Raw genomic sequence first — 26,848 nt, 5'->3', positions numbered from 1 at the left:
TCGCGCCCGCGAACGCACCGGGCGCGGCAGGATCCGGAGCCGGCCGCGGGTCGCGGCCGGCCGCCGCGAACCATCCGCCAGACACCCCAGGCCGGGCGGCGGTGCCTCAGCCCTCGGCCTTGCGGATCTCGGCCGCCAGCTCCAGCGCCGCCTGGCGCAGGGCGGACTCCGGGTCGAGGCCCTGCGAGCGCGCGTCCGCGACCAGCCGCAGCAGCGTCGGGCCGAGCCCGGCGCCCGGCGGCAGCGGCACCGCCACTCCGGCCCGCTCCGCACGCTGCAGGATCTTCGCCGCCAGCGACAGCGCCGGCTGGCTCAGGGCGATCCCGTCCAGGACCGAGTCGCGGGCCTTCTCCGCCTTCTTGATGCGTTCCCAGTTGTCGATGATGTCCTCGACGCCGTCGACCTGTTCCCCCGCGAAGACGTGCGGGTTGCGGCGGACCATCTTCTCCACCAGGCCGCCGGCCACGTCGTCGACGCTCCACCGTTCGTCCTCCGGGAGGTCCTCCGCGAGCCTGGCGTGCAGCACCACCTGCAGCAGCACGTCGCCGAGCTCCTCGCGCAGCGCTGCCAGGTCGCCGGCCACGATCGCGTCGTACGCCTCGTAGCTCTCCTCCAGCAGGTACTGCGCCAGGCTCGAGTGGGTCTGCTGTCGCTTCCACGGGTCGCCGCCGGGCGAGGCGAGCCGGTCCATCACCGCCACCGCGTCGAGCAGCCGGGCGCCCGGCGGGTCCCACGAGCCGTAGCAGAGCTCCAGCTCGGCCAGGGCTGGCTCGCGGGCCAGGCGCAGACCCAGCCGCCGGGCGAAGTCCTCGTCGCCGGCCGCGCCGGCCAGCCAGATCACCGTTTCGTGGGTGGCCAGCGCCGCGATGAGCGTTTCCGGGTCGGGCTCGACCACGGTGACGGTGATGCCGGAGGAGCGCAGCGCGTCCGCCTGGTCGCTCGCGGCGGGCGTGTAGACCGGGTGGGCGCGCAGCAGATCCCAGGCCTCGGCGGTCAGCAGGCCGGCCGGCAGCCGCGGGGACGTGACCAGCAGGACGATGCGCCCGGCTGGGGCCATCAGGAGACGTCGGTGACGAACGGGGCCTCGGACGCGTCGGCGCCGGCGAACGAGACCTCGACCAGCGGTACGTCCTTCTCGCCGGCCTGCGCCGACAACAGCACCAGCTGCTGGTCGCCGAAGCGGGGGTTCAGCTTGACGTCGTCTTCCTCGACGATCTTGGCCAGCTCGTTGCGCAGGCCGATGCTCTGCTGCAGCGCCTTCTCGTTCTCGTCCGAGAGCTGGCTCTTGAACTGGTCGTACGGCGTCGCGTCGCTCCCGCTGCCGGCCAGCAGCCGCTCGTAGACCGGGCGCAGGTCGGCGTCGGTGAGCGCGGCCGGGGTCACCTTTGGCAGCAGCGCCGCCCGCAGCTGGAACGTGCGGGCGTAGAGCTTGGTGTATTCCCAGCCGGCGGAGAAGTTGGAAGCCTGGGCGACCTGCTCGACCGTGGGCTCCGTGGCCGGCTGCACGCTCTTGGCCGCCGCCGCCCGCTCCAGCACCTCGACGGTGAGCAGGGCGTTCAGCACGTCCTTCTGCTTGAACGGCACCTGCACCGGCGCGACGGCCGAGGCCGAGGCACCGGTCGTGTCCTGCTGCTGCACCTGCGCGCGGGACTTGGTCAGCTCGTCGCGGGCCTCGTCGTAGATGCGCGCGACCTGGGAATCGGTGATCGTCTTGCCATCGCCGAGATATGCGGCCACGCCGGGCTCCGCACGGCAGGCGGACAAGCCGCTCACCGCGAGGGCGGCGACGACGGCGGTGGATGCTAGTCGGCGGGCACGCTGCATGGGGATGACTCTCTCACGGGCGATGTGACCTACGCCGCCCGCCCCCGGAAATCGGATCATGCCGACACCGGGGCCGGAACCTCACCCAGCACGTCCTTCAGGAGCTGGGCGCACCACTGCAGCAGAGCCTGGTCGCGCAGCGGCTCGCCGCCCACCCGGCGGGTCGTCGGCCGGGGCACGCTGACCTGGTCGTTGGTGGTCTTGTATACCGCGTCCGGGTGGTAGCGCTTGAGCCGCATCTGCTTCGAATCGGGCAGCGGCAGCGGCGAGAACCGCAGGTGCTTGCCCTGCACGGAGACGTCGGTGAGGCCGTACGCGCGGGCCACCAGCTGGAACCTGGCCACCGCGATCAGGTTGGCGACGTGGGTCGGCGGCTCGCCGTAGCGGTCCGTCATCTCGGCCACGACCTCGTCCAGACGCGCGTTGTCGCGGGCCTCGGCGAGCTTGCGATACATCTCCAGGCGCAGCCGCTCCACCGCGATGTAGTCGGTCGGCAGGTGCGCGTCGATCGGCAGGTCGACCTTGACCTCGGGCTCCTCCTCGGGCCGCTCGCCCTTGAAGGCGCTGACCGCCTCGCCGACCATCCGCACGTACAGGTCGAAGCCGACACCCTCGATGTGGCCGGACTGCTCGCCGCCGAGCAGGTTGCCGGCGCCGCGGATCTCGAGGTCCTTCATCGCCACGTACATGCCCGCGCCGAGCTCGGTGTGCTGGGCGATGGTCGCCAGCCGCTCGTGGGCGGTCTCGGTGAGCGGCTTCTCCCGCGGGTAGAGGAAGTACGCGTACGCGCGCTCGCGGCCGCGGCCGACCCGGCCGCGGATCTGGTGCAGCTGGGAGAGGCCGAGCAGGTCGGCACGCTCGACGATGAGGGTGTTGGCGTTCGGGATGTCGATGCCGGACTCGACGATGGTCGTGCAGACCAGGACGTCGAAGTCCTTCTCCCAGAAGCCGACCATCACCTTCTCCAGGGCTTCCTCGCTCATCTGCCCGTGCGCGACGGCGATCCGCGCCTCGGGCACCAGCTCGCGCAGCCGGCGGGCCGCCCGGTCGATGGACTCGACCCGGTTGTGCAGGTAGAAGACCTGGCCGTCGCGGAGCAACTCGCGGTGGACGGCCGCGGCCACCTGCTTGTCGTCGTGCGCCCCGACGAAGGTCAGCACCGGATGCCGCTCCTCGGGCGGGGTGGCGATGGTGGACATCTCGCGGATGCCGGTGATCGCCATCTCCAGGGTGCGCGGGATCGGCGTGGCGGACATGGTCAGCACGTCCACGGACGCCCGCAGCGTCTTGAGCTGCTCCTTGTGCTCGACGCCGAAGCGCTGCTCCTCGTCGACGATGACCATGCCGAGGCTCTTGAAGCGGGTCGCCGCGGCCAGCAGCCGGTGGGTGCCGATGACGATGTCGGCGGTGCCGTTGGCGGCCTCCTCCAGCGTCTGGGTGGCCTCCTTCGGCGTCTGGAACCGGGAGAGCTGCTTGATCGTCACCGGGAACTGGCTCATCCGCTCGGCGAACGTGTTGTAGTGCTGCTGGGCGAGCAGGGTGGTCGGCACCAGGATGGCGACCTGCTTGCCGTCCTGCACCGCCTTGAACGCCGCCCGGACCGCGATCTCGGTCTTGCCGTAGCCGACGTCGCCGCAGATCAGCCTGTCCATCGGGACGGCGAGCTCCATGTCCTGCTTGACATCGATGATCGCCGCCATCTGGTCGGGGGTCTCGGTGTACGGGAAGGCGTCCTCGAGCTCACGCTGCCACGGGGTGTCCGGTCCGAACGCGTGTCCCTTGGAGGCCTGCCGGGCCGCGTACAGCTGGATGAGCTGGGCCGCGATCTCGCGGACGGCCTTGCGGGCCCGGGCCTTGCTCTTCTGCCACTCGGAGCCGCCCATCTTGTGCAGCGTGGGCGACTCACCGCCGACGTAGCGGGAGAGCTGGTCGAGCTGGTCGGTGGGGACGAAGAGCCGGTCGCCGGGCTGGCCGCGCTTGCTGGCCGCATATTCGATGACCATGTATTCGCGCTCGGCGCCGTTGACCGTGCGCTGCACAAGCTCGACGTATTTGCCGATGCCGTGCTGCTCGTGCACGACGTGGTCGCCGGGCTTGAGCTCCAGCGGGTCGATGGTGTTGCGCCGCCGGCTGGGCAGCTTGCGCATGTCCTTCGTGGACGCGCCGCGGCCGCCGGTGATGTCGTTGCCGGTGATGATCGCGAGCCGGGAGCCCTCGTCGACGAAGCCGTGGTTGAGCCCGCCGCAGGTCACCAGGAGCTGGCCCGGCTCGATCGCGGCGGGGATGGCGTCGACCGGGGTGACGCCGAGGCCGGCGTCGCGCAGCAGCTCGGTGGCCCGCTGTGCGGTGCCGTGGCCCTCGAAGACCAGCGCGATCGCCCACTGCTCGCCGGCCCACTGCCGCAGGTCGGCGGCGAGCTTGGCGGTGTCGCCGTGGTAGAGCGCGACGGGCTGGGCAGTCAGCGCGATGGCGTCGCCGAGGTCGGGCGACACCTCCACCGCGGGGGTCTCCAGCCACGGCGTCTCGGACTCTGCCGGAGCGGCGTCGGCCAGGCCGAAGGGCGAGACCGTCCACCATGGCTGGTGCAGGACCGCGGCGTGGGCGCGGACGTCGGCGAGGGTCTTGAACGCGGCGGCGCCGACGTCGATCGGGGCCTGGCCGCCGACCGCGGCCGCGGCCCAGCTGGCCTCCAGGAACTCGTCCGAGGTGCGGGTCAGGTCGTGCGCCCTGGTGCGGATCCGCTCGGGGTCGCAGAGCAGCACGTGCGTGCCTCGCGGCATGCAGTCGATCAGCAGCTCCATCGCATCCGAGTCGCCCACCAGCGCGGGCGCCAGCGACTCCATGCCCTCGACCGGGATGCCCTCGGCCAGCTTGTCCAGGATCTCGCCGATCTCCGGGTGTTGCTCGGCCAGCTCGGCGGCGCGGGCGCGCACCTGCGGGGTGAGCAGCAGCTCGCGGCAGGGCGGCGCCCAGAGCCGCTGGACCTCGGAGATGGTGCGCTGGTCGGCGACGGCGAAGGTGCGGATCTCCTCCACGTCGTCGCCCCAGAACTCGACCCGGGACGGGTGCTCGTCGGTGGGCGGGAAGACGTCGAGGATGCCGCCGCGCACGGCGAACTCGCCGCGCTTGGTGACCAGGTCGACCCGGGCGTACGCCATGTCGGTGAGCCGGCGCGCGACCGTCTCGAGCTCGGCGGCGCCGCCGGTGTGCAGCTCCACCGGCTCCAGGTCGCCGAGGCCTTTGAGCTGGGGCTGCAGCAGGCTGCGGACCGGCGCGACGACCACCTGGACCGGCTCGCCGCCGACGGCGCCGGGGTGGGCGAGGCGGCGCAGCACGGCCAGCCGGCGCCCGACGGTGTCGGAGCGGGGCGAGAGGCGTTCGTGCGGCAGCGTCTCCCACGAGGGGAAGACGGCGACGCGGTCGGGCGAGATGAGGCAGCCGAGCGCCTCGGCCAGGTCGTCGGCCTCCCGGCTGGTCGCGGTCACGGCGAGCACCGGGCGCCCGGCGCCACCGGACTCGGCCGGGCCGGCGACGGCGGCCACGATGAACGGGCGCAGCGAGGCCGGCGCGGTGAGGTCGAGGGCGTCGGAGTCGGCCCCGCCCTTGTGGGCCAGATCGCGGGCCCGGGCCAGCCCGCGGTCACGCAGGGCGGCCGGGATCAGGCCACTGAGTTGCATGAGAAAGACTCCCGAGGAGGCACATCGAAAACCCCCGACGCCAGTTGGACGGGGGGTATGCCCCAAGCTTAGTCCGCCGACCGACATCCTCGGGACGACGGACCGCTATCGGACAGCATGTCCGACATACCGGCAAACGGGTGGCAAAGACTGCCCATTGATCGTTGGGGGAATTGTCTGGGGAGGCAATGTGCGGGTTCTGCTGCTCGTGTCGGCGTTCAACGGTCTGAGCCAGCGGGCCTGGTGCGCGCTGCGGGAGGCGGGCCATGACGTCGGTGTGCTGCTCGCCACCGGTGACCAGGAGGTCATCGACGCGGTAGCCGCAGCCGAGCCCGAGTTGATCCTGTGCCCGTACCTCAGGGACCGGGTCCCCGCCCAGGTCTGGCGCCGGCACCGCACGGTGATCATCCATCCCGGGCCGGTCGGCGACCGCGGGCCGTCGTCGCTGGACTGGGCGATCACCGAGGGCACCCCCACCTGGGGAGTCACCGCCCTGCAGGCCGTCGAGGAGATGGACGCGGGGCCGGTCTGGGCCACCCGGACCTTTCCGATGCCCGCCGCCGCACCGCGCAAGTCCTCGCTCTACAACGGACCGGTCGCCGACGCGACCATGGAATGCCTCTTCGAGGTCCTCGCCAAGGCCGCCGACCCGGCGTTCCGCCCGGTGGCCGCCGCCGAGATGACCATCGAGGTGCAGGGCGCCCGGCCGCGGCCCGCCATGCGGCAGGCCGACCGCGCCTTCGACTGGTCCCAGCCCGGCGAGCAGATCCTGCGGCGGATCCGCGCGGCCGACGGCGCTCCCGGGGTACGGACCACGGTCGCCGGACTGGAGGTCTTCGCCTACGACGCGCACACCGGGCCGGGCCGCGGCGCCCGCCCCGGCATGGTGCTCAGCCGCCGCCAGGGTGCCGTGCTCGTGGCCACCGGGGACAGCAGCCTCTGGCTCGGCAACCTGCGCGACGCGGCCCACCCCGACCGGGTCAAGCTGCCGGCCACCACCCTGCTCGGCAAGCGGCTGCGCGGCGTACCCGACTCGCCGCTGCCGCCGGGCACGGAGCCGGAGGTGCCCTCGTACCGGCAGGTGCGGTACCGCCGGGCCGGGCCGGTCGGCTGGCTGGCCTTCGACTTCTACAACGGCGCGATGTCGACCGGGCACTGCCGCCGGCTGCTGGCCGCGCTGCGGTACGCGACGCTCCAGGACACCCGGGTGCTGGTGCTACGCAGCGGCACCGACGCGTTCAGCAACGGCATCCACCTCGCGGCGGTGGACGCCGCCGCCGACCCGGCCGCCGCGGCCTGGGCGAACATCAAGGCCATCAACGCGGTGTGCCGCGAGATCATCTCCTGCACCCGGCAGGTCGTGGTGGCCGCGTACGCGGGCAGCGCCGGCGCCGGCGGCGTGATGCTCGGCCTCGGCGCCGACATCGTGGCGGCCCGCCGGGGCACCGTGCTGAACCCCTACTACGACATCGGCCTGTACGGCTCCGAGCTGCACACGTTCACCCTCCCCCGGCGGGTCGGGCCGGAGGCCGCCCAACGGCTGATCGACGCGAAGCTGCCGGTCAGCGTCGAGCAGGCGGCCTCGCTGGGCCTGATCGACGAGGTCGGCCCCCGCCACCCCGAGGCGTACGCCGAGTGGCTGACCGCGCTCGCCGCCCGGCTCGCGGACGCCCGCGACGCCCGCCGTCGTCAGTCGGCGAAGGCCCAGCGGCTCGCCGCCGAACGGGTGCCGCTGGACGTGTACGAGGCACGCGAACTCGCGGAGATGAGCAGCGACATGTTCGGCGACCGGTCCGGCTTCGCCGCCGCCCGCCGGGCGTTCGTCAGCAAGACCCGGCCGGCCGCGACACCGGCCCGCCTGCTGCCGGCTCCGCGCGCCGAGCAGGCCGCCGCCCGCCCGCGCCGGCTCAACGTGTCGCGCGCCACCGGCGACAGCGCGGCCGATACCCAGGTGCGGGTCCGCTCCGCTGTGCCGCTGTCCGCCTGAGGATGAGTGACCCCAGCCTCGCGCGGGTTCTGAACGCCCCCACCGCCCTGCTGCCCGGCCGGTACGAGTACAGCGGCTACAGCGTGCTCGCCGGCCCCGCGGAGGTTCCCGGTCCGGGCCCGAACCGGGTCAGGATGCGCCCGCTGGCCCGGCGCAGGCCGCTGACCACCGTCCTGATCACCCTGTTCGCCTTCGCCTTCGAGAGCACGTTCCTCGCCTGGCTGGTCTCCTCGATCGAGCTCCCCGCCGCCGGCTCGCGCACCTGGCTCTACGCCGCCACCGTCGTGATGATCGTGTCGACCACGCTGATCGAGCTGTTCCGGCTGCTCAACGTGGTCACGTTGTGCCTGGCCACGCTCTGGGCCCGGGACCCGGTGCCGATGGTGCCGGACCGCGACCTGCGGGTCGCGTTCCTCACCACCATCGTGCCGGGCAAGGAACCGGTCGCGATGGTCGAGCGCACGCTGCGCGCGGCCCGGGCCATCCGCCACCCCGGCCGCTACGACGTCTGGCTGCTCGACGAGGGCGACAACGACGAGGTCAAGGCGATGTGCGCGCGGATCGGCGTGCGGCACTTCAGCCGGCGCGGCCGGGCGCAGTACAACACCGAGACCGGCGCCTTCAAGGCGAAGACCAAGCACGGCAACTACAACTCCTGGGTCAGCGACCACGGCACGGAGTACGACGTGTTCGTCTCGGTCGACCCCGACCACGTGCCGATGCCCAACTTCTGCGAGCGGCTGCTGGGCTACTTCCGCGATCCAGACGTCGCTTTCGTGGTCGGCCCGCAGATCTACGGCAACTACGACAACGTGGTGACCCGCTGGGCCGAGTCCCAGCAGTACCTGTTCCATTCGTTGCTGCAGCGGGCCGGCAACCGGCTCGGCGTCTCGATGCTGGTCGGCACCAACAACGCGGTGCGCATCTCGGCGCTGCGCGGCATCGGCGGCCTGCAGGACTCCATCACCGAGGACATGGCCACCAGCCTGGTGCTGCACAGCGCCCGCAATCCGGGCTCCGGCAAGCGCTGGCGCTCGGTCTACACCCCGGACGTGCTCGCCGTCGGCGAGGGCCCGTCGTCGTGGACCGACTACTTCACCCAGCAGCACCGGTGGTCGCGCGGCACGAACGAGGTCCTCGTCACCTCGTTCGCCAGGTTCCTGTGGCGGCTGGGGTTCCGCCGGGCGCTGCACTACGCGCTGCTGATGTCCTACTACCCGCTGACCGCGCTGGCGTGGCTGCTCGGCGCGGTCAACGCCGTCTGCTATCTGGTGCTCGGCGCCAAGGGCGTGCAGGTGCCGCAGGAGGTGTGGCTGATGTTCTATGTGGACGCCGCCCTGTTCCAGGTCGGGCTGTACCTGTGGAACCGCCGGCACAACACCAGCCCGCACGAGGACGCCGGCTCGTCCGGGTTCACCGGCATGCTGATATCCACATTGTCCACGCCGGTGTACGTGTCCTCGTACCTGAGCTCATTGCTGCGCCGGCAGACCGGCTTCGTGGTGACGCCGAAGGGCGACTCGGCCAGCCCGGACCGGTTGCTGACGTTCGGGCCCGGCCTGCGCTGGGCGGCCTTCTATCTGGTGCTGCTCGCCTGCGCGCCGATCGGCGGGCACGTCGACGGCACGATGTGGCTGTGGCCCAGCCTCAACCTGGTCATCTGCCTGCTGCCGCCCGCGATCTGGGCCGGCCAGGAACACCGGCGCCGCCGGGCGGCACCGCCGTCGTCCGGCACCCCGCAGGAGAAGTCCGCCGCCGACCCCGTGGAGTCCCCCGCATGAAGCCCCGCCCCCGCCCGTCGCTGCCGCGCCGCCTGCTGAGCGGCCTGATCGGCCTCGCCGTCCTGGGCCTGCTCGTCTTCGTCAACCAGCCGGTGGTGGCGTTCGGCTCGGCCGCGCTGCACGACTTCACCATCAACCGCGACTCCTACAAACAGCGGTACGGCCACTGGGCGCAGCTGCCGGTGCCGGCCGCCTTCCGGGTCAACGCCATCCACGCGGCCCTGCTGAACACCGGCAAGGTACTGATCGTGGCGGGCAGCGGCAACAACCGGAAGGATTTCGAGGCCGGCACCTTCCGCTCGGTGCTGTACGACCCCGGGCGCGACACGTTCAGCGAGGTGCCCACGCCGACGGACGTGTTCTGTGCCGGGCACACCTTCCTGCCCAACGGCAACCTGCTGGTCGCGGGTGGGACGAAATCGTACGAGGTGCTGGCGAAGAACATCACGCACGCCGCCGGCGTCATGAAGATCAAGAACGAGTCGCCGGCCGGCGGCCCCCGGGTATTGCGGAAGGGCACCAGGCTGACCGGCGCGACCGGCCAGTCCTACCTGACCCGCGCCGACGTGACCGTGCCGGCGGCGACCGCGATGAAGCACGGCGCGCAGGTCGCGACCCACGCGGGCGAGGCCGAGGTATGGGTCGACGCCGCGGCCGAGGGCGACGCGGCGGTGGTGGACCACCCGGCCCAGTACGCGGTCGCCGGCCTGCGGGGCCCGGACCGGCGCAACATCTACGGCGTCTCGGACAAGATCACCCGGGAGAAGCAGGAGTACGGCGGGGACAAGACGTCCTACGAGTTCGACCCGCGGACCGAGCGGTACGTCCGCACCGGCGACATGGTCAAGAGTCGCTGGTATCCGACGCTCGCCGAACTGCCCAACGGTGACGTGCTCGCGGTGTCCGGGCTGGACGAGTTCGGCCGGATGCTGCCCGGCAACAACGAGCGGTACGTCAAGGACCAGCGGCGCTGGGTCGACGCGCCGAAGCTCAAGCGGGTCTTTCCCACCTATCCCGCGCTGCACCTGATGCGGGACGGGCGGCTGTTCTTCTCGGGCGCCAACTCCGGCTACGGCTCGGACACCGTCGGGCGCACCCCCGGATTGTGGGACCTCGGGACGAACCGGTTCCGGGTGGTGCCCGGCCTGCTCGATCCGCGGCTGACCGAGACGAGTTCGTCGGTGCTGCTGCCGCCGGCGCAGGACCAGCGGGTGATGATCTTCGGCGGCGGCGAGGTGGGCGATTCGGCCGTGTCCACCCCGCGTACGGCCATCGCGGACCTGGACGAGGCGGCGCCCAGATACCGGCCCGGGCCGGACCTGCCGCAGCCGGCCCGGTACCTGAGCACGGTGCTGCTGCCCGACGACACGGTGCTGACCACCGGCGGCTCGTCCGGCTACCGCGGCGGCGAATACCGGGGCCGGCCCCGCAGCGACCTGTTCAACGCGCAGATCTACCGGCCCGCGAGCAACCGTTTCGAGGCCGTGGCGGAGTCCACGGTCGGCCGCGATTACCACTCCGAGGCGCTGCTGCTGCCCGACGGACGGGTCATCACCATGGGCGGCGATCCGCTCTACGACCCGGCCGGCAAGGACCCCGGCACCTTCGAGCAGCGCATCGAGGTCTACTCCCCGCCGTACCTCTTCAAGGGCCGGCGGCCCACCGTCGGCGCCGGACCGTCCTCTGTGCAGCGTGGCACGACGGTCGGCTTCGCCACCCCGGACGCCGGTCGGGTGCGCGCCGCCCGGCTGCTGCGGCCCAGTGCCGTCACCCACGTCACCGACGTGGATCAGCGGTCGGTCGCGCTGGACGTGACGCCGGCGGCGAACGGCGTGGCGCTGTCGATCCCGAAGGCCAAGGGGGCTCGTGCCGTCGGGCTGGTACCTGCTGTTCCTCGTCGACGACAGGGGTGTGCCGTCGACGGGCCGCTGGGTCCGGGTGCGCTGATGTCGAGGAGACGCCCCGGCCCGGGCCTGTCCCGCTGGGCGCTGCCCGCGGCCGGGCTGGCCCTCGTGCTGGTCGTAGCCGCTATCCTGGTGCTCGCCCGGCGCGACGCCGACTCGCCCGTCGTGCTCGGTCCGGCAGCCAGCCGGTCGGGCATGCCCGCTGCCCGGGCCGCCGGGCGGCTGGCCGGACAACCGCTGTACGTCGACCCGAACGGCGCGGCGGTGAACCAGATCGCGGCGTGGCGGGGCGCCGGGCGTACCGCCGACGTCGCGGCCATCCGGCGGATCGCCGACCAGCCGACCGCGACCTGGTTCGCCGACGAGGCACCGGGCTACGCGCAGCGGGCCCGGAGCCTGGTCGCGGCCGCGACCGCGGCCGGGCGGCTGCCCGTGCTCACCTTCTACAACATCCCGGAGCGGGACTGCTCCGGGCAGTCGGCCGGCGGCGCGGCCGGTGCCGACGCCTACCGGGCCTGGGTACGGGCCATGGCCGGCGCCCTGCACGGCCACCGGGCGCTGATCGTGCTCGAACCCGACGCGATTCCGCAGGCCGTGCGGGGCTGCCTGGACACCGAGGCCACGGAGGAGCGGTACGACCTGCTCGCCGAGGCCGTCGACGCGCTGCGAGCGGTCCCGGGCGTGCTGGTCTACCTCGACGCGGGCAATCCGACCTGGATCATCGAGCCGTCCCGGATGACCGCCCCCCTGCGCCGGGCCGGCATCACCCGGGCGGCCGGCTTCGCGCTCAACGTCGCCAACTTCGAGACGACCGCGGACAACGTCGCGTACGGCCGGAAACTCTCCGCGCTGCTGGACGGCGCGCACTTCGTCGTGGACACCAGCCGCAACGGCAACGGGCCGGCCCAGCGGGGCGGCGGCGACCGGCACTGGTGCAACCCGCCCGGCCGGGCCCTCGGCGAGACGCCGACCACCCGGACCGGCGTGCCGCTCGCCGACGCGTACCTGTGGATCAAACGGCCGGGCGAGTCCGACGGCGCCTGCGGCGGCGGCGCTCCCCCGGCCGGCGAATGGTGGCCGGAGTACGCCCTGGACCTGGCCGGCCCCCGGTCGTGAGCCGGGGGCCGGCGAGATTCAGCCCTCGATGCCGTTGACCGGCGGCACCTCAAGGGTGCGCGCGGTCGGCGTGCCGCCCAGGACGATCTTCCGCAGGGCGGAGTTGTTGGTCGTGCTCAGCTCGGTCAGCCTGTCGGACGGGTTGGCCTTGACCTCGATGTAGTAGGTGCCGTTCGGCAGGTCGGTGATGTCGAAGGACTGGCCGGGCAGGTTCTGCGTGTAGGTGTCGCCGCTACCGATGTCGAGCACCTCACGCACCGCGACGGCGGTGTTCTGGCCGCAGGAGCTGGACAGGTCGGTGTTGTCCGGGCGCCACTTGGCGTTCGGGATGGTGTAGTCGACCGCGTCGGTGTTGACCAGGCAGAAGGCCTCCTTGCCGCTGCGCACGGCCACCTTCTGGTCCGCCTTGAGCAGGTTGTACTGCGCGAAGTCGGTGAAGTGCCAGTGCCGGTGCCCGTCGCGGGCGTCCCATTCCATGGTGCCGGCGGCGACGGAGCCGACCTCCTTGCCGCTGGCGTCGAAGAAGTACTGGTACGCGTCCATCAGGTCGGTGCCGGTCTGCCGGAAACCGTCGACCAGTAGCGGCGACGTCCCCCCGTTCCAGACGGTGGCGCCGAAGGCGACATAGGTCTTGTCGCCCTCCTGTGACAGGGAGATGCCCCAGGCCGGCAGCGAACGCAGGTCCGGACGCGGGCCCTTGGCGATGCTGGCGGCCTTGACGGCCTTCGGCCGCTTCGCCGGCGGCCGGAAGCCCGGCTTGTAGGCCGAGATCTGCAGCTCCGGGTCGCCCTGGCTGGCGTGCTCACCGTGCTCGGCGACGGCCGCCGCCTCGGCGGTGTCCGCGCCCACCCGGGCGGCCTGCACCTTCGCCTTGACGGCCGCCGCGCCCTCGCCTTGGTCGATGGTCTCGACCTTGAGATTCACGCTCATCGCGGAGCTGCCCGCGATCTTGAAGTAGTCCCGGTACGTCTGGTTCACCGTCACGGTCGCCGTGTAGTCGCCGTCGGCCAGGTCGAACTGGCCGGTGGCCGGGATGCTGTCGGTGGTGGCGTTCCAGCCGGCCTGGATGCCCCAGACCCCGCCGATGGTGAACGGGTTGTACGAGCAGCCGCGCGGGTACGGGTTCTGCGCGGGCGCGTCCCGCCGGGTCCGCGCCGACTCGAACGAATTCGGGCAGAAGTCGGTCTTGTAGTTCGCGACCTCGGCGCCCGCGGGATTCTTGATGCTGACCGTGGTGAAGTCCTTGAGGCCCTGCCACCCGGTGACCATCCCGGCCGGCAGCGTCACCTCCTGCTTCTTGCCGTTCTTGAGCACGATCTGCTTGGCGACGATCGGGTCGGCGTACGACTTGCGGGTCGCCCGGATCTCGAACGGGTCCTTGCCCGCGATCACGTTGACGCCCAGGTCGAAGAACAGATAGCTCTCTTCGTCCCAGACGTACCGCTCGGCGACCACACTGGTGGTGGCGAGCGTCAGCGCCAGCGGTGGCAGTTCGGCGGCCGCGTTCGCCACGCCCACCCCGCCGGCGGCCACGCCGACGGTGGCGGCCACGGCGCCGGCCACCAGGATCCTGGTCCTTCTTGTCATGCTTTTCCTCCCCAGAGGCTGTGTTGCGCCCAGGTAAACCGGAAAGGAGTGAAGCGGACGTAAGGACCTATGAGACCTACCTCAAATCACGCAGGTGGGGACATACACGCGGGCACCGCCTCCCAAGAGCGGGAGCCGGTGCCCGGGTGTGCGTCGCGGGTGGAACGGTCAGTCGAGCCCGTAGACCGAGGGCACCTTGAGGGTGCGCGCGGTCGCGGTGCCGCCGATCACGATCTTGCGAAGGGCGGTGTTGTTCTTCGTGCTCAGCTCGGCCAGCTTGTTGGACGGGTTGGCCTTGACCTCGATGTAATAGGTGCCGTTCGGCACGCTGGTGATGTCGAAGGACTGGCCCGGCCGGTCCTGCGAGTAGGTGTCGCCGCCGCCGATGTCGAGCACCTCACGCACCGCGACGGCGGTGTTCTGGCCGCAGGAGCTGGACAGGTCGGTGTTGTCCGGGCGCCACTTGGCGTTCGGGATGGTGTAGTCGACCGCGTCGGTGTTGGCCAGGCAGAAGGCCTCCTTGCCGCTGCGCACGGCCACCTTCTTGTTCGCCTTGAGCAGGTTGTACTGCGCGAAGTCGGTGAAGTGCCAGTGCCGGTGCCCCTCGCGGGCGTCCCACTCCATGGTGCCGGCCGCGACCGAGCCGACCTCCTTGCCCTTGGCGTCGAAGAAGTACTGGTACGCGTCCATCAGCTCGGTGCCGGTCCGGCGGAAGCCGTCGACCAGCAGCGGCGATGTGCCGGCGTTCCACACGGTGGCCCCGAAGTTGACGTACGACTTCCGGCCCTCCTGCGACAGCGAGATCCCCCAGGCCGGCAGCGAGCGCAGGTCCGGACGCGGGCCCTTGGCGATGCGGGACGCGGCGACGGCCTTCGGCCGCTTCGCCGGCGGCCGGAAGCCCGGCTTGTAGGCCGAGATCTGCAGCTCCGGGTCGCCCTGGCCGGCGTGCTCACCGTGCTCGCCGACGGCTGCCGCCCGGGCCGGGTCGTCACCCGCGCGAGCCGCCCTGACCTGGGCCACGGCCGCCGCCGACTCCTCATCGTCGGTCACCGTGATGGTCTTGACCGTGATGTTGAGCTTCAGCGTCCCGCTCTTCGCGGTGATCTTGAAGTGGTCCCGGTACTTCTTGTTGACCGTGACGGTCGCGGTGTACTTGCCCTCCGCGAGGTCGAAGCTCTCGCTCCGGGGCAGGCTGGCGACGGGAGCGTTCCAGCCGGCCTGGATGCCCCACACCGCACCCAGGTTGAACGGAGCGTCCGAACAGCCCCGCGGATAGGGGGTCTGCGCCGGCGCGTCGCGCCGGGTCCGGACCGATTCGTAGGCATTCGGGCAGAAGTCGTTCTGGTAGCTGCCGACCTGCTTGCCCGCGGCGTTCTTGAGGACGACCGTGGTGAAGTTCTTCAGACCGCCCCACCCGGTGACCATCCCGGCGGGCAGCCGCACTGCCGTCTTCTTGCCGTTCTTGACAACGATCTGCTCGGCTGTGATCGGCTTGGCGTAGGAGGCGCGCTTCGCCCGGATCTCCAGCGCGTTCTTCCCGGCGATGGCGTACACGCCGAGGTCGAGGTTGAGGGACACCTCTTGTTGCCCGTCTTCGCCCTGATAGACGTACCGCTCCGCGAGCACGTTCTGCGTGGCCATGGTGAGGGCCAGCGGCGGCGGTGCGGCGGCGGCGTTCGCCACGCCCATGCCGGCGGCGGCCATGCCGACGGCAGTGACGGCCACGCCCGCCACCATGATTCGGGTCCTACTTGGCATTCTTGTTCCTCCCCAGAGGGTTTGTCTCGCACAGGTAATCCGAACAGGCGTGAAGCGGACGTAAGCGGCTATGAGACTTGCCTCAAAGCACCCCTGCGGGGCGGGGCACCGATACGATCGGCGAAGTCGGGACAGCGCTGTCCTCCGCACGCGATGCAGATCCAGTCCGCGGCGGAAAGCCCATGCAAGTCCTTCGTTGAGGAGCGCTCCGATGACAGACCAGCACGGCCAGCTCGACCCCGAGAGCCCCGACGCGGCGCTGCGCGCCGATATCCGGCGGATCGGCACGCTGCTCGGCCAGACGCTCGCCCGCCAGGAGGGCAAGCCCCTGCTCGACCTGGTCGAGGAGGTCCGTGCGCTGGTCCGGGCCGACGCTCCGGCCGCCGCCGAGCGCCTCGCCGCCATGGATGTCACCACCGGCACCAAGCTGGCCCGGGCGTTCTCCACCTACTTCCACCTGGCGAACATCACCGAGCAGGTGCACCGCGCCCGCGACCTGCGCCGCCGCCGGGCCCGCAACGGCGGCTGGCTGGACCAGGCCGCCAAGCGCATCGCCGAGCAGGGGGTCCCCGCCGACGAGATCGCCGCCGCCGCCCGCCGGCTGGCGGTGCGCCCGGTCTTCACCGCGCACCCCACCGAGGCCGCCCGCCGCTCGATCCTGTCGAAGCTGCGAGGGCTCGCCGACTCGCTGGACGGCGAGGCCAGCGCCGCGATCCTGTACGGCGCCTCCGACACCACGGCCTCCACGCGCCGCTTCGCGGAGCTGATCGACCTGCTCTGGCAGACCGACGAGCTGCGCCTGGACCGGCCCGACCCGACCGACGAGGCCCGCAACGCGGTCTACTACCTCAAGGACCTGTACGCGGACGCCGCCCCGCAGGTGCTCGACGATCTCGCCGAGACGCTGCGCCAGCTCGGCGTGGAGACCTCACCGACGTCGCGCCCGCTGACCTTCGGCACGTGGATCGGCGGCGACCGCGACGGCAACCCGTTCGTCACCCCGGCCGTCACCCGCGACGTGCTGATCATCCAGCACGAGCACGGCATCCAGGCCACCGAGGCGGCGATGGACGCCCTGATCGACGAGCTGTCGGTCTCCCGGCGCCTGCGCGGGGTGTCCCTCGATCTCTCCGCCAGCCTGGCCAAGGATCTCGACGCGCTCGCCGAGGTCGCGCCGCGGTTCCGCCGCACCAACGCCGAGGAGCCCTACCGGCTCAAGGTCCGCTGCATCAAGGCCAAGCTCGCCAACACCCGCGACCGGCTGCACCGCGGCACCGCCCACGTGCCCGGCCGTGACTACCTGGGCACCGACGAGCTGATCGGCGACCTCGAGCTGATCCGGGCCTCGCTGGCCCGCAACTCGGGGCAGCTCACCGCGGTCGGCACGGTCGCCTCGGCGATCCGGACGGTCTCCGCCTTCGGTCTGCAACTCGCCACTCTCGACGTCCGAGAGCACGCCGAGAAGCACCACGAAGTGCTGGCGCAGATGTACACGCAGGTCGGCGAGGTCGAGGACTACCTCTCGCTGGAGCGGCCCGACCGCACCAAGCTGCTCGCCACCGAGCTGACCGGCCGGCGGCCGCTGTCCAGCAACGACACCCCGCTGACCGACTCGGCGCGCAAGACCTTCGACGTGTTCAACACGATCCGCGACTCGCAGGACCGGTTCGGCGCGGAGGTCATCGAGTCGTACATCATCTCGATGACTCTCGGCGTGGACGACGTGCTCGCCGCGGCGGTGCTGGCCCGCGAGGCCGGCCTCATCGACATCCACACCGGCCGGGCCCGGATCGGCATCGTCCCGCTGCTGGAGACCCCGGCCGAGCTGGACGCCGGTGGCGACCTGCTGGACGAGATGCTGTCCCTCCCGGCATACCGGGAGATCGTGCGGGCCCGCGGCGACCTGCAGGAGGTCATGCTCGGCTATTCCGACAGCAACAAGGAGGCCGGGATCACCACCAGCCAGTGGTCGATCCACAAGGCACAGCGGGCGCTGCGCGACGCGGCGGCCCGGCACGGCGTCCGGCTGCGGCTGTTCCACGGCCGCGGCGGCACGGTCGGCCGCGGCGGCGGCCCGACGCACGAGGCGATCCTGGCCCAGCCGTACGGCACGCTGGACGGTGCGATCAAGGTGACCGAGCAGGGCGAGGTCATCTCGGACAAGTACACGCTGCCGGCCCTGGCCCGGGAAAACCTCGAGCTGACCGTGGCGGCGGTGCTGCAGGCGACGCTGCTGCACACCTCCCCGTCGGTCGATCTCACCTCGCTGGCCCGCTGGGACGGGGCGATGGACACCGCGTCGGCGGCGGCCTACGGGGCATACCGGGCGCTGGTCGAAAATCCGGACCTGCCCGCGTACTTCTGGGCGGCGACCCCGACCGAGCTGCTGGGCGCGCTGAACATCGGCTCCCGGCCGGCGAAGCGGCCGAACGCGGACGCCGGCCTGGGCGGCCTGCGGGCCATCCCGTGGGTCTTCGGCTGGACCCAGACCCGGCAGATCGTGCCCGGCTGGTTCGGCGTGGGCACCGGCCTGACGGCGGTCCGCGCGGCCGGCCACACGGATGTCCTGCACGAGATGTACGCGAACTGGCAGTTCTTCCGCACGTTCATCTCCAACGTGGAGATGATGCTGGCGAAGACCGACCTGAACATCGCCCGTCGCTACGTCGAGACGCTGGTGCCGGCCGAGCTGAAGCCCATCTTCGACACCATCGAGCAGGAATACGCCAAGACGGTCGAGCAGATCCTGGCCATCACCGGCCGGGACGAGCTGCTGGCCGGCTCGCCGGAGCTGTCCCGCACGCTGGGCGTCCGGGACACGTACCTGGAGCCGCTGCACCACCTGCAGGTCGCGCTGCTGCGCCAATACCGCGAGCTCAACGACGACGACCGGCAGCCGGCGACAGCACCGGGCGCACGGCGCCCACCGTCGGATTCGACGGCGCTGGAGCGGGCGCTGCTGACCACGGTCAACGGCATCGCGGCCGGGATGCGCAACACCGGCTGAGCCCACCCGCGGCGGAAACCAGGCAAGTTCGCCAGATGAACCCGTACCGATCGACGGCCGGGCCCGCATCGCGGGCCCGGCCGCTTCGTCTCAGACCGCCGTGGGGTAGGTCAGCCTGGGATCGCCGGCCAGGGCGGCTTTGGCCTGGGCGGCGGCCTCGTCGGCGAGTACCTCGATGACGCCGGCCTCGATGCCGTCGAGGGCGCGCCGGGCGATCACGGCGGGGCCGGTCTTCTCGACGTCGAAACCGGCCATCATGTCGGTGTCCGCGGCGCCGAGCAGCAGCCCGGTGACCAGCGTGCCCTGGGCCGCCAGTTCCAGCCGGACGCCGTTGGTGAGGCTCCACTCAGCGGCCTTGGCCACGCTGTAGGCGTTCGCGCCGTCGTAGGAGATCCAGGACAGCGCGGAGAGCACGTTGAGGACGGCGCCGTCGCCGAGCGCCGGCGCGAAGGCCCGGATGACGTTCAGCGTCCCCCAGAAGTGCGTGTCCAGCTCCAGCCGGATCTTGTCGAGGTCGCCGGTGACGAGGTTGGTGTAGGTGGCGACGCCGGCGTTGTTGATCAGCAGATCCACGTCCCCGGCCCGCGCGGCGGCGGCGGCGACGGAGGCCGGATCGGTGATGTCCAGCGCCAGCACCTCGACGCCGGGGATGTCAACGAGCTCGGGATTGCGCGCGGTGGCGTAGACCTTGGCGGCGCCACGGGCCAGCAACTCAAGGACGAACTGCCGGCCGATGCCGCGGTTGGCGCCGGTGACGAGGGCGACGGATCCAGAAATCTTCATGGCGGCTACGCTAAAACCTGACGTTGACGTCAGAGGCAAGGGTCGTGGCCGACGTCACTTCGGGTGGCCGGCCCGGCGGGATCGACTCCGGGAGATGACCATGAGGATCGGCGAACTGGCCGGCGCGACGGGCGTGAGCGTCCGCGCGCTGCGCTACTACGAGGAGCAGGGCCTGCTGAAGTCGCAGCGCACACCCCGCGGCCAGCGGCTCTACCCGCCGGCGGCGGCGGAGCGGGTCGAGCTCATCCAGCAGCTCTACGCGGCCGGGCTGCCCAGCCGGACGATCCTGGAGCTGCTGCCCTGCGTGCACACGGGGGTGACCACGCCGGAAACGCTGGCCCTGCTGAGGGTCGAACGCGACCGCATCGACCGGCAGATCACCGGGCTGCTGGCGACCCGCGACCGCCTGGACTCGGTGATCGCGATCGCCGGGGACCCCACCCACCCCTGCACCCACAAGCTCGGCGTCTCCGCCTGACTCCCTCGGATCCCCTCGCCACGCCTGCCGATCATGGGAGTGAATATGACATCGTGGTTGTCATGTTGGAACGGGGGCCGGCGGTTTACGAAGTCCTCCGGCATGTCCGGCCGCTGCTGCTGAGCTCGACCCGGGTGGTCGAGGCCTCGCTGCGGCCGAAGGGCCTCAGCGTTACGGCAGCTGGCCGGCCTGGCCCGGGACTGCACACAGGAGGAGATCGCGACGGCCGCCAAGGTCCTGCGGTCGCTGAGCCGCGACGTGCGCAGGCGGGCCGGGGAGACTTCATGATCACCGACGTCGAGATCTACGCCCGGGCCACGAGCAACCGGCTGGTGATCGCCGACTTGCTCGAGACCCTCGACGACACCCAGTGGCGGACCGAGACGCTGTGCGCCGGCTGGAACGTCGGCCACCTGGCCGCGCACCTTCTCCAGCCGATGCTGGTCGGCGTCGGGCGGTTCGTCCTCACTGCGCTGCGCTACCGGGGCGACATCGACCGGGCCGTGGACCATTTCGCCCGCGATCTCGCCCGGAAGCCTCGGCACGAGCTGATCGCCCTGCTGCGCGAGCACGCCCCGGACCAGGTGAGCCCGCCGCGGATCGGCCCGCTGGGGCCGTTCACCGACACCTGCGTCCACCTGCGCGATATCGCCCGGCCGCTCGGCCTGCCCATCGACGTGCCGATCGAGCACTGGCGCATCCTGCTGGACTACCTGACGTCGGACCGCGTTGTTCGCACGCTGGTGCCGCCGGGCCGGCTCGACGGGCTCGAAATGGTCGCCACCGACACCGACTGGCGCGGCGGCTCCGGCGCGCCGCTGACCGGCCCGATCGAGGCCATCGGCATGGTGGCCTGCGGACGAGCGGCCGCCCTCGCCGACCTGCGCGGCCCGGGCTGCGCCGTCCTAGCGGGCCGGCTATCCGGCGCGGCGCCGCACGAGCGGTAGGTAGACCTCGTCGACGATCTCGATGAGGACCTCGTCCGGGGCGGTCGGCGCGCCTCGGGTGACGAATTCGTTGCGCAGCAGCACGATCGCCACGGTGGCCACCCGGGGATGCAGCGATTCGGGGGAGGCTTCCCCGCGCGCGACGGCGCGGCCCAGGATGGTGAGCCACATCGCGGTCATGGCGTCGGTGGACTGCTCCGGCAGCTGCGCCACGAGCTGCTGCGCGCTGCCGGCCGCCGTCAGCAGGTCGCGCAGGACGGCACCGAGCGGTGAACTCCAGTGCCGGTTGGCCCGGCGCAGCAGCTCCAGCACGTCGTCGCGCAGATCGCCGGTGTCCGGCGGCTGGATCGTCCTGGCCAGCTTGCGGTAGGCGGCGATGCCGAGAGCGAGCCGGTCCGGCCAGCGGCGGTAGATCGCGTTCTTGTTGGTGCCGGCCCGCTTGGCGACCCGGTCCATGGTCAGCCCGGGGTAACCGCACTCGGCGAGCTCGTCGGCCGCGGCGAGCAGGATCGCCTCCTCCAGCGCCGCGCCGCGGCGCCGCGTCTGTCCCGTCCGGGGTGGTGTCATCTCCTCGTCCGGCATGCCTTTCCTCCCGATCGGTACTCCGCGTTCCCTCCCAAGCATCGCCTTGACCTACACCTTGAGGCAAAATAGGGCACCTACCGTACCTAACTCCCGGCGGCGCTTCGAAGAGGAGACGCAGTCAGCGGCTCTGACGGCCGCGCGAGGCGACGACGGGGTTGCGGCGCCCTGTCAGCATCACGTGGTGCGAAGCCTGAGCCGACGTCCCTGGCGGATCCGCGGCGCAGCCATTGTGGTGCTCGCCGTGGCGGTCGCTGGCTTGCTGGTCTTCCCTCGGGCGGTGCCGAACGCGGTCGGGCAGCTCGGCAGCCTGGTGGAGACGTTTCTCCCGTGGCTCGGCCTCAGCGTTCCGGTGCTGCTCGGTCTGGCCTGGTGGCGGCGTTCGGGTGTCGCCGCGCTGGCCGCACTGCTGCCGGTTGCCGCCTGGCTCGGCGTCTTCGGCGGGCATCTTGGCTCCCCGCCCGGCTCCCCCCACGACCTGGTCGCCGTGCAGCACAACGTCAGCGACGAGAACGCCGACCCCGCCGCCACCGTGCGGGAGTTACTGAAGGTCGGGCCCGGCCTCATCGCGCTGGAGGAGGTGACGCCCGCCGCGCTCGCGGCCTATGCGGCGGCGATGCCCGCCGAATACGCCCACCACACCGTGCAGGGCACCGTCGGGCTCTGGTCGCGGTATCCGCTGTCCGAGGCGCGGCTGCTGGACATCCGGCCCAGGGACGTCGGCACCGACTGGAACCGGGGATTGCGGGCCGTCGCGCGGATGCCCGGCGGCGACGTCGCTGTCTACGTCGCCCATCTGCCGTCGATGCGGATCGGGGTGAGTGGGCTCGGTTCGGCGCGGCGGAATGAGAGCGCCGCACGGCTCGGGGCCGCGATCGCCGCCGATCCGCTCGGCAAGGTGCTGCTGCTGGGCGACCTGAACTACACAGTGGACGACCGGGAGCTGGCGCCGATCAGCGCCCTGCTCAGCACGGCGGAATCGACCTTCGCCTTCAGCTGGCCGGCCCGGGCGCCGGTCGCGCGGATCGACCAGATCATGGGGCGGTCGGTGACCGTCACCGAGGTCTGGGCGCTCCCGGCGACCGGCAGTGACCACCTGCCGATCGCCGCCCGCATCCGGCTCTGAGGGGATTCAGCCGGCGGCGTGGCCGATCACGCTTTTCAGGCCGACGGGCAGCGGATGCTCCGGATCGTCGAACGAGTCTCCGATCGTGGCCGTCACGCCGTGGTCGAGCAGCAGGCCCGGCACCGCCGCGGTGTCGACCAGAACGTTGCCGTGGTGCTCCTCGTCGCGGCGGTAGGTGCCGTCCGGGAGCCGCACGAAGGTCGTCATGTCCCGCTCGAAGCGATCCGGGGCCGGCCGGCTGAACCGGGTGACGATCGCCCAGTCGGCGCCGACCCGGCCCTGCCCGACGGCACCCGCCCGGGCGGCTCCCCATTCCAGGTCGCACAGGTCCAGGGCGAGCACCCCGCCGGGCAGCAGCGCGCCGGCCAGCGCGGCGAGACCGCGCTGCACGGCCGCCAGATCCGGCAGGTAGTTCAGCGCGTGCCCGACGCCGACGACCGCGTCGACCGGCGGCACCGGATCGTCCGGCAGGACCAGCGTCCGGATGTCCTCCGCCTCCGGTACGGCCGCCCGCGCCAGGTCGAGCATCGCCGGGGCCGCATCCGTCGCGATGACCCGGTGGCCGGCCCGCACCAGCAGCCTGGTCAGCAGGCCGGACCCGCAGCCGATCTCCAGGACCAGGCCGCCCCGCTCGCGCACCGGCTCCAGCAGCTTCAGGATGCCGGGCGCGCAGTCCGTGGCGTGGAATCCGTAGCCCTGATCGTGGATGTAGGCGAGGTCGGGGCGGTAGTACGGAGCGTCGGCCGGCATCCGTCCATCATCGCCGATGGAGTCAGCTCGTCTCGCCGGCCATGCTGAAGCTGCGCAGGCGATCCACCGCCGCCACGGCGCAGCCCACCACGAAGATCGCCGCCATCACGATCGACACCGTCGGGGAGACCCGGGCCTCCAGGATGCCGGTCGGGGCGATCTTGTCCGCGATCGTGATCACGTACTGCTCGATCGACAGCACCCGGGTGCCGCTGACGAAGCGGCCCAGCAGGCCCTCCCAGACCAGGATGTAGAGCAGGCCGAACAGCACCGGCCGCCTGGTGATCAGGCTCAGCAGCAGGAAGAACGCCGAGTACGCGCAGGCGCCGACCACCGCCGCCAGCGCCAGGCCGAGGCCGAGGCGGGCCGAATCCGCCAGCACGCCCGCCACGAACAGCGGCACCGCCGAGGTCACCGCGCTCACCCCGATCGCCACGCCCAGCTTCGCCACGATGATGTCGCGGCGCGGCAGCGGCTTGGTCAGGATGTGCACGATCGTGCCGTCGTCCACTTCGGAGCCCAGCACGCCGGTGCCCACGATCAGGCTGATCACCGGCAGCATCACGGCCAGCCCGAGGCCGACCAGCACCGGGGCGCCCCACTCCGCCGGGTCCACGTCGTACGACCGGCACAGCAGCGCCAGGCCCACCAGCAGCAACGGCAGGGGCAGCAGCAGGAGCACCCGGCGCCTGCCGAACAGCCCGCGGGCGGTGATCCACGCAACGGTCGACACGTCAGGCCTCCAGCAGGTAGGAGAAGACACTCTCCAGGGATTCGTCGGAGGGCAGCAGCTTGCGCAGCCGGATGCCCTCACCGATGGCGATGCGCGGCAGCGCGCGGGTGAAGCTGCCGTAGTCGGAGGCGCGCACGGTCAGCCCGGCGTGGTCGATCTCCACGCCGCTGACCGACTTTTCGGCGATCAGCGCCACCGCCAGCCGCCGGTCGTCGGACGACTGCAGGGCGAAGACGTGCGGGCGGTTGGTCATCAGCCGGCGGATCTTGCGGTAGTCGCCCGAGGCGGCCAGCCGGCCGGCCACGATCACCTGGACCGTGCCCGAGACCTGCTCCACCTCCTCCAGGATGTGCGAGCTGAACAGGATCGTGTGGCCCCGGTCCCCCAGGTCGTGCAGCAAGCCCATCATGTGCATCCGCTGCCGCGGGTCCATGCCGTTGAACGGCTCGTCCAGCAGCAGCACCTGCGGGTCGTGCACCAGCGCCGCCGCGACCCGGGTGCGCTGACGCATGCCCTTGGAGTACGTCTCGATCCGGCGATCCGCGGCGTCGGTCATCTCGACCAGGCCCAGCGCCCGATCGGCGGCGGCCTTCGGGTCGGGCAGCTTGTGCATCCTGGCGCTGGCCCGCACGAACTCGCGGGCGGTCAGGAAGCCGTGCACCGCCTCGCGCTCGGCGACCAGGCCGAGCCGGCGGTAGATCGCCGGGTTGCGCCAGGTCGACCCGCCGTCGATGGTCACCGTGCCGCGCGAGGGCGAGAGGAAGCCCGCCATCATGTGCAGCACGGTGGTCTTGCCGGCGCCGTTCGGGCCGAGCAGGCCGGTGACGCCCGGCTCCAGCGTCATGCTGATGTCGTTGACCGCCACCACGTTGCCGTACCAGCGGGACACGTTCTCGAGCTCGACCGTGGTCACAGCGAGGCCACCTTCCGGTAGCGGGCCAGTAGCAGCAGCAGGCAGGTGGCGATCAGGGTGGCCGCCTCGATGGCGTACACCGGGCCGAACTCTCCGATGATCATTCCCGTGTTGGCGCCGCCGATCAGCCACTGTCCGACGCCGCTGACCAGGGTCATCGGGCTGGCCAGGCCGGCCAGGTCCTGCGCGGTCTCCGACGGCAGGATGGACAGCACGCCGACGACCGGGGTGGTCATCAGGAAGACGGCGACGATGCCGCCGGCCGCGAACGCGCGCTTGCCGGTCAGCGAGGCGACCAGCAGCCCGATCCCGGTGAAGACCAGGGCCCAGAGCAGGCTGTACGCCCACGCCGGCAGCAGGTCGCCGAGCTCGTTCCAGACCCCGGACATGCCGGTCTTGGTGGTGAAGGCACCGCCGAGGAACAGGATCAGCTGCGGCCCGGCCAGCAGCACCCACACCGCCGTCACCAGCGCGGCGACCTTCGCACCGAGGTAGTCGGCCGACCGCAGCGGGCGGCTGAAGTAGAGCGGCAGCACCCCGGCCTTCATGTCGCGGGAGACGAGTTCCGGAGCCACGATCGCGACGAAGAAGATGATCAGCCAGCTCATCGCGTCGGAGAACTGGATGTAGTTCAGCGGCAGCAGGCCGGTCTGTGCGCGTACCGCCGCGAGAATCACCGCGACCAGGGCGACGATCCCGAAGACCAGCCAGGGGAAGATCTTGGCCTTGGCCGACCGGCCGAGGCCGTAGGCCGCGCGGATGCCGTGCACGTAGAGCGCGCCGAACACGGCGGCGCGACCCAGCCGCGGCCCGGTGTAGCGCTGATATCCGATGTCGTGGATGACGCTCGGCTCAGGCATCGGCGGTCTCCCTCGTGGCGAAGAGCTCGGCCACGCGGTGGCGGCGCTCGTCCAGGCGGTGCAACGGCAGGTCGAGATCGGCCACGGCCTGCAGGACGTGGTCGTAGGTGGCCTCCCGGGTCAGCGGCACGAGCAGCAGCCGGCCGTCGCGGGTCACCGGCAGCTCCAGCGCCTCCAGCGCCGCGGCGAGCTCGTCCATACCCTCGCTGACCTCGATCGCGAGCACCTCACTGGCCTCGGTCATCGCCGAGATCCGGTCGGCGCGCAGCAGCCGGCCGCCCTCGATGGCGACCAGCGAGTCGCAGATCCGCTCGACCTCGCCGAGCAGGTGCGAGCAGACCACGACGGAGATGCCGAACTCGCCGCCGATCCGGTGGATGAGCGCCAGCATGGCGTCGCGCCCGGCCGGGTCGAGGCCGTTGGTCGGCTCGTCGAGCAGCAGCAGATCGGGGTCGTGCACCAGCGCCTGGGCCAGCTTGACCCGCTGCTTCATGCCGGTCGAATAGCCGCCGATCTGCCGGTAACGCTCCTCGTAGAGCCCCACGTGGCGCAGCGCCTCGGAGGCTCGCTCGCGGGCGGCGGTGCGCGGCAGCCCGCTGATCCGGCCCAGGTGGGTGACGAACTCGGCGGCGGAGACGTCCGGGGGCAGGGCGTCGTGCTCCGGCATATAGCCGACCTTGGCTCGCACCCGGTCGGGGTCGACAGTGGGATCGATGTCGAAGACCCGCACCTGCCCCGCGGTCGGCGCGATCAGACCCAGCAGGATCTTGATGAAGGTCGACTTGCCGGCGCCGTTGGCGCCGACCAGTCCGATGATCCCGGGCTCGACAGCGACGGTCAGGTCATGCAGGGCGGTCACCTGCGTGCCGTACGTCTTGGTCAACCCTTGGGTAACGATAAGGCTCACAGTCGACAGCGTAGAAAGCGTTGTCACCGGAGCGGATCAGGTAAACCCCCGAGTCACCCCTGAATACGGGGCAGACGGCGAGCCGGGCCCGTGCAAAGATGCCGCTGGATTTTCATCGGATCTTGAAG

At 71.6% G+C, this 26,848-nt stretch carries 20 protein-coding genes and 1 pseudogene; 9 read left to right on the top strand and 12 right to left on the bottom strand.

Features of this window, described 5'->3' with window-relative positions:
- Positions 1 to 106: 106 nt before the first annotated feature.
- From DMB66_RS40615 to mfd, 3 genes are read right to left on the bottom strand one after another with little or no spacing between them, the layout of a single operon-like run.
- Positions 107 to 1,057 (bottom strand): MazG family protein, encoded by a 951-nt coding sequence (locus tag DMB66_RS40615; RefSeq protein ID WP_125809446.1) that lies wholly within the window; start codon positions 1,055 to 1,057, stop codon positions 107 to 109.
- Positions 1,057 to 1,824 (bottom strand): hypothetical protein, encoded by a 768-nt coding sequence (locus DMB66_RS40610; protein WP_125809445.1) that lies wholly within the window; start codon positions 1,822 to 1,824, stop codon positions 1,057 to 1,059. Before DMB66_RS40610 ends, DMB66_RS40615 begins: the two co-directional genes overlap by 1 nt.
- 56 nt (positions 1,825 to 1,880) lie before the next feature.
- Entirely contained in the window at positions 1,881 to 5,501 is a 3,621-nt protein-coding gene (mfd, locus tag DMB66_RS40605) for a transcription-repair coupling factor (RefSeq protein ID WP_125809444.1), read from the bottom strand.
- Positions 5,502 to 5,691: 190 nt separating this feature from the next.
- Between mfd and DMB66_RS40600 the strand changes: the two genes are divergently transcribed.
- The 5 genes and pseudogenes from DMB66_RS40600 to DMB66_RS63010 all read left to right on the top strand — a co-directional run bounded on the left by DMB66_RS40600 (position 5,692) and on the right by DMB66_RS63010 (position 12,289).
- Positions 5,692 to 7,488, top strand: a complete 1,797-nt coding sequence (locus DMB66_RS40600) for an enoyl-CoA hydratase-related protein (protein WP_125809443.1) — start codon at positions 5,692 to 5,694, stop codon at positions 7,486 to 7,488.
- A gap of 2 nt (positions 7,489 to 7,490) precedes the next feature.
- Entirely contained in the window at positions 7,491 to 9,269 is a 1,779-nt protein-coding gene (locus DMB66_RS40595) for a glycosyltransferase family 2 protein (RefSeq protein WP_125809442.1), read from the top strand.
- Positions 9,266 to 11,071: pseudogene (locus DMB66_RS66185) on the top strand (galactose oxidase); the annotation flags it as partial. The gene DMB66_RS40595 and the pseudogene DMB66_RS66185, both read left to right, overlap by 4 nt.
- A gap of 64 nt (positions 11,072 to 11,135) precedes the next feature.
- Entirely contained in the window at positions 11,136 to 11,216 is an 81-nt protein-coding gene (locus tag DMB66_RS64480) for a galactose oxidase-like domain-containing protein (RefSeq protein ID WP_233625198.1), read from the top strand.
- Positions 11,216 to 12,289 carry a glycoside hydrolase family 6 protein gene (locus DMB66_RS63010; RefSeq protein ID WP_199752912.1) on the top strand — a complete coding sequence of 358 codons (1,074 nt, stop codon included), beginning with the start codon at positions 11,216 to 11,218 and terminating at the stop codon, positions 12,287 to 12,289. The genes DMB66_RS64480 and DMB66_RS63010 overlap by 1 nt, the downstream gene beginning before the upstream one ends.
- Positions 12,290 to 12,307: 18 nt before the next feature.
- Here the strand turns inward: DMB66_RS63010 and DMB66_RS40585 are convergent, their stop codons facing one another.
- Positions 12,308 to 13,876, bottom strand: a complete 1,569-nt coding sequence (locus tag DMB66_RS40585) for a lysyl oxidase family protein (protein ID WP_199752911.1) — start codon at positions 13,874 to 13,876, stop codon at positions 12,308 to 12,310.
- A 168-nt stretch (positions 13,877 to 14,044) separates the two neighbouring features.
- Positions 14,045 to 15,601, bottom strand: coding sequence for a lysyl oxidase family protein (locus DMB66_RS40580; RefSeq protein WP_233625196.1), 1,557 nt, complete (start codon positions 15,599 to 15,601; stop codon positions 14,045 to 14,047).
- A gap of 244 nt (positions 15,602 to 15,845) precedes the next feature.
- Between DMB66_RS40580 and ppc the strand changes: the two genes are divergently transcribed.
- Positions 15,846 to 18,641, top strand: a complete 2,796-nt coding sequence (ppc, locus tag DMB66_RS40575; RefSeq protein ID WP_125809440.1) for a phosphoenolpyruvate carboxylase — start codon at positions 15,846 to 15,848, stop codon at positions 18,639 to 18,641.
- 90 nt (positions 18,642 to 18,731) lie between these two features.
- Here the strand turns inward: ppc and DMB66_RS40570 are convergent, their stop codons facing one another.
- On the bottom strand, positions 18,732 to 19,424 hold the full coding sequence (locus tag DMB66_RS40570) for an SDR family oxidoreductase (protein WP_125809439.1): 693 nt from the start codon (positions 19,422 to 19,424) through the stop codon (positions 18,732 to 18,734).
- Positions 19,425 to 19,524: 100 nt separating this feature from the next.
- Here DMB66_RS40570 and DMB66_RS40565 point away from each other — a divergent pair, with 100 nt between their 5' ends.
- Positions 19,525 to 19,902, top strand: coding sequence for a MerR family transcriptional regulator (locus DMB66_RS40565; protein ID WP_125809471.1), 378 nt, complete (start codon positions 19,525 to 19,527; stop codon positions 19,900 to 19,902).
- Positions 19,903 to 20,186: 284 nt separating this feature from the next.
- Positions 20,187 to 20,849: a maleylpyruvate isomerase family mycothiol-dependent enzyme gene (locus tag DMB66_RS40560; protein WP_125809438.1), complete on the top strand. Its 663-nt coding sequence runs from the start codon at positions 20,187 to 20,189 to the stop codon at positions 20,847 to 20,849.
- On the opposite strand, the gene DMB66_RS40555 is transcribed toward DMB66_RS40560, so the two are convergent.
- Positions 20,820 to 21,431 (bottom strand): TetR/AcrR family transcriptional regulator, encoded by a 612-nt coding sequence (locus DMB66_RS40555; RefSeq protein WP_233625195.1) that lies wholly within the window; start codon positions 21,429 to 21,431, stop codon positions 20,820 to 20,822. The genes DMB66_RS40560 and DMB66_RS40555 overlap by 30 nt on opposite strands.
- A 184-nt stretch (positions 21,432 to 21,615) precedes the next feature.
- On the opposite strand from DMB66_RS40555, the gene DMB66_RS40550 reads away from it, so the two are divergent.
- Positions 21,616 to 22,557, top strand: coding sequence for an endonuclease/exonuclease/phosphatase family protein (locus DMB66_RS40550; RefSeq protein ID WP_233625194.1), 942 nt, complete (start codon positions 21,616 to 21,618; stop codon positions 22,555 to 22,557).
- A 6-nt stretch (positions 22,558 to 22,563) separates the two neighbouring features.
- Here DMB66_RS40550 and DMB66_RS40545 read toward each other — a convergent pair whose 3' ends face one another.
- The 5 genes from DMB66_RS40545 to DMB66_RS40525 are packed head-to-tail and all read right to left on the bottom strand — an operon-like array spanning position 22,564 to position 26,720.
- Complete coding sequence (locus DMB66_RS40545; protein WP_125809436.1) at positions 22,564 to 23,307, bottom strand: trans-aconitate 2-methyltransferase; 744 nt, start codon at positions 23,305 to 23,307, stop codon at positions 22,564 to 22,566.
- 22 nt (positions 23,308 to 23,329) lie between these two features.
- Positions 23,330 to 24,040 carry an ABC transporter permease gene (locus DMB66_RS40540; RefSeq protein ID WP_125809435.1) on the bottom strand — a complete coding sequence of 237 codons (711 nt, stop codon included), beginning with the start codon at positions 24,038 to 24,040 and terminating at the stop codon, positions 23,330 to 23,332.
- A gap of 1 nt (position 24,041) precedes the next feature.
- Positions 24,042 to 24,953 carry an ABC transporter ATP-binding protein gene (locus tag DMB66_RS40535; RefSeq protein ID WP_199752910.1) on the bottom strand — a complete coding sequence of 304 codons (912 nt, stop codon included), beginning with the start codon at positions 24,951 to 24,953 and terminating at the stop codon, positions 24,042 to 24,044.
- Positions 24,950 to 25,813 (bottom strand): ABC transporter permease, encoded by an 864-nt coding sequence (locus tag DMB66_RS40530; protein ID WP_125809434.1) that lies wholly within the window; start codon positions 25,811 to 25,813, stop codon positions 24,950 to 24,952. Before DMB66_RS40530 ends, DMB66_RS40535 begins: the two co-directional genes overlap by 4 nt.
- Positions 25,806 to 26,720, bottom strand: coding sequence for an ABC transporter ATP-binding protein (locus tag DMB66_RS40525; RefSeq protein ID WP_125809433.1), 915 nt, complete (start codon positions 26,718 to 26,720; stop codon positions 25,806 to 25,808). The genes DMB66_RS40530 and DMB66_RS40525 overlap by 8 nt, the downstream gene beginning before the upstream one ends.
- Positions 26,721 to 26,848 lie beyond the last annotated feature (128 nt).

The organism is Actinoplanes sp. ATCC 53533 (assembly GCF_003947245.1).
Note: the sequence above shows the minus strand (reverse complement) of the source record. Positions and strands in the feature narration are given on the sequence as shown.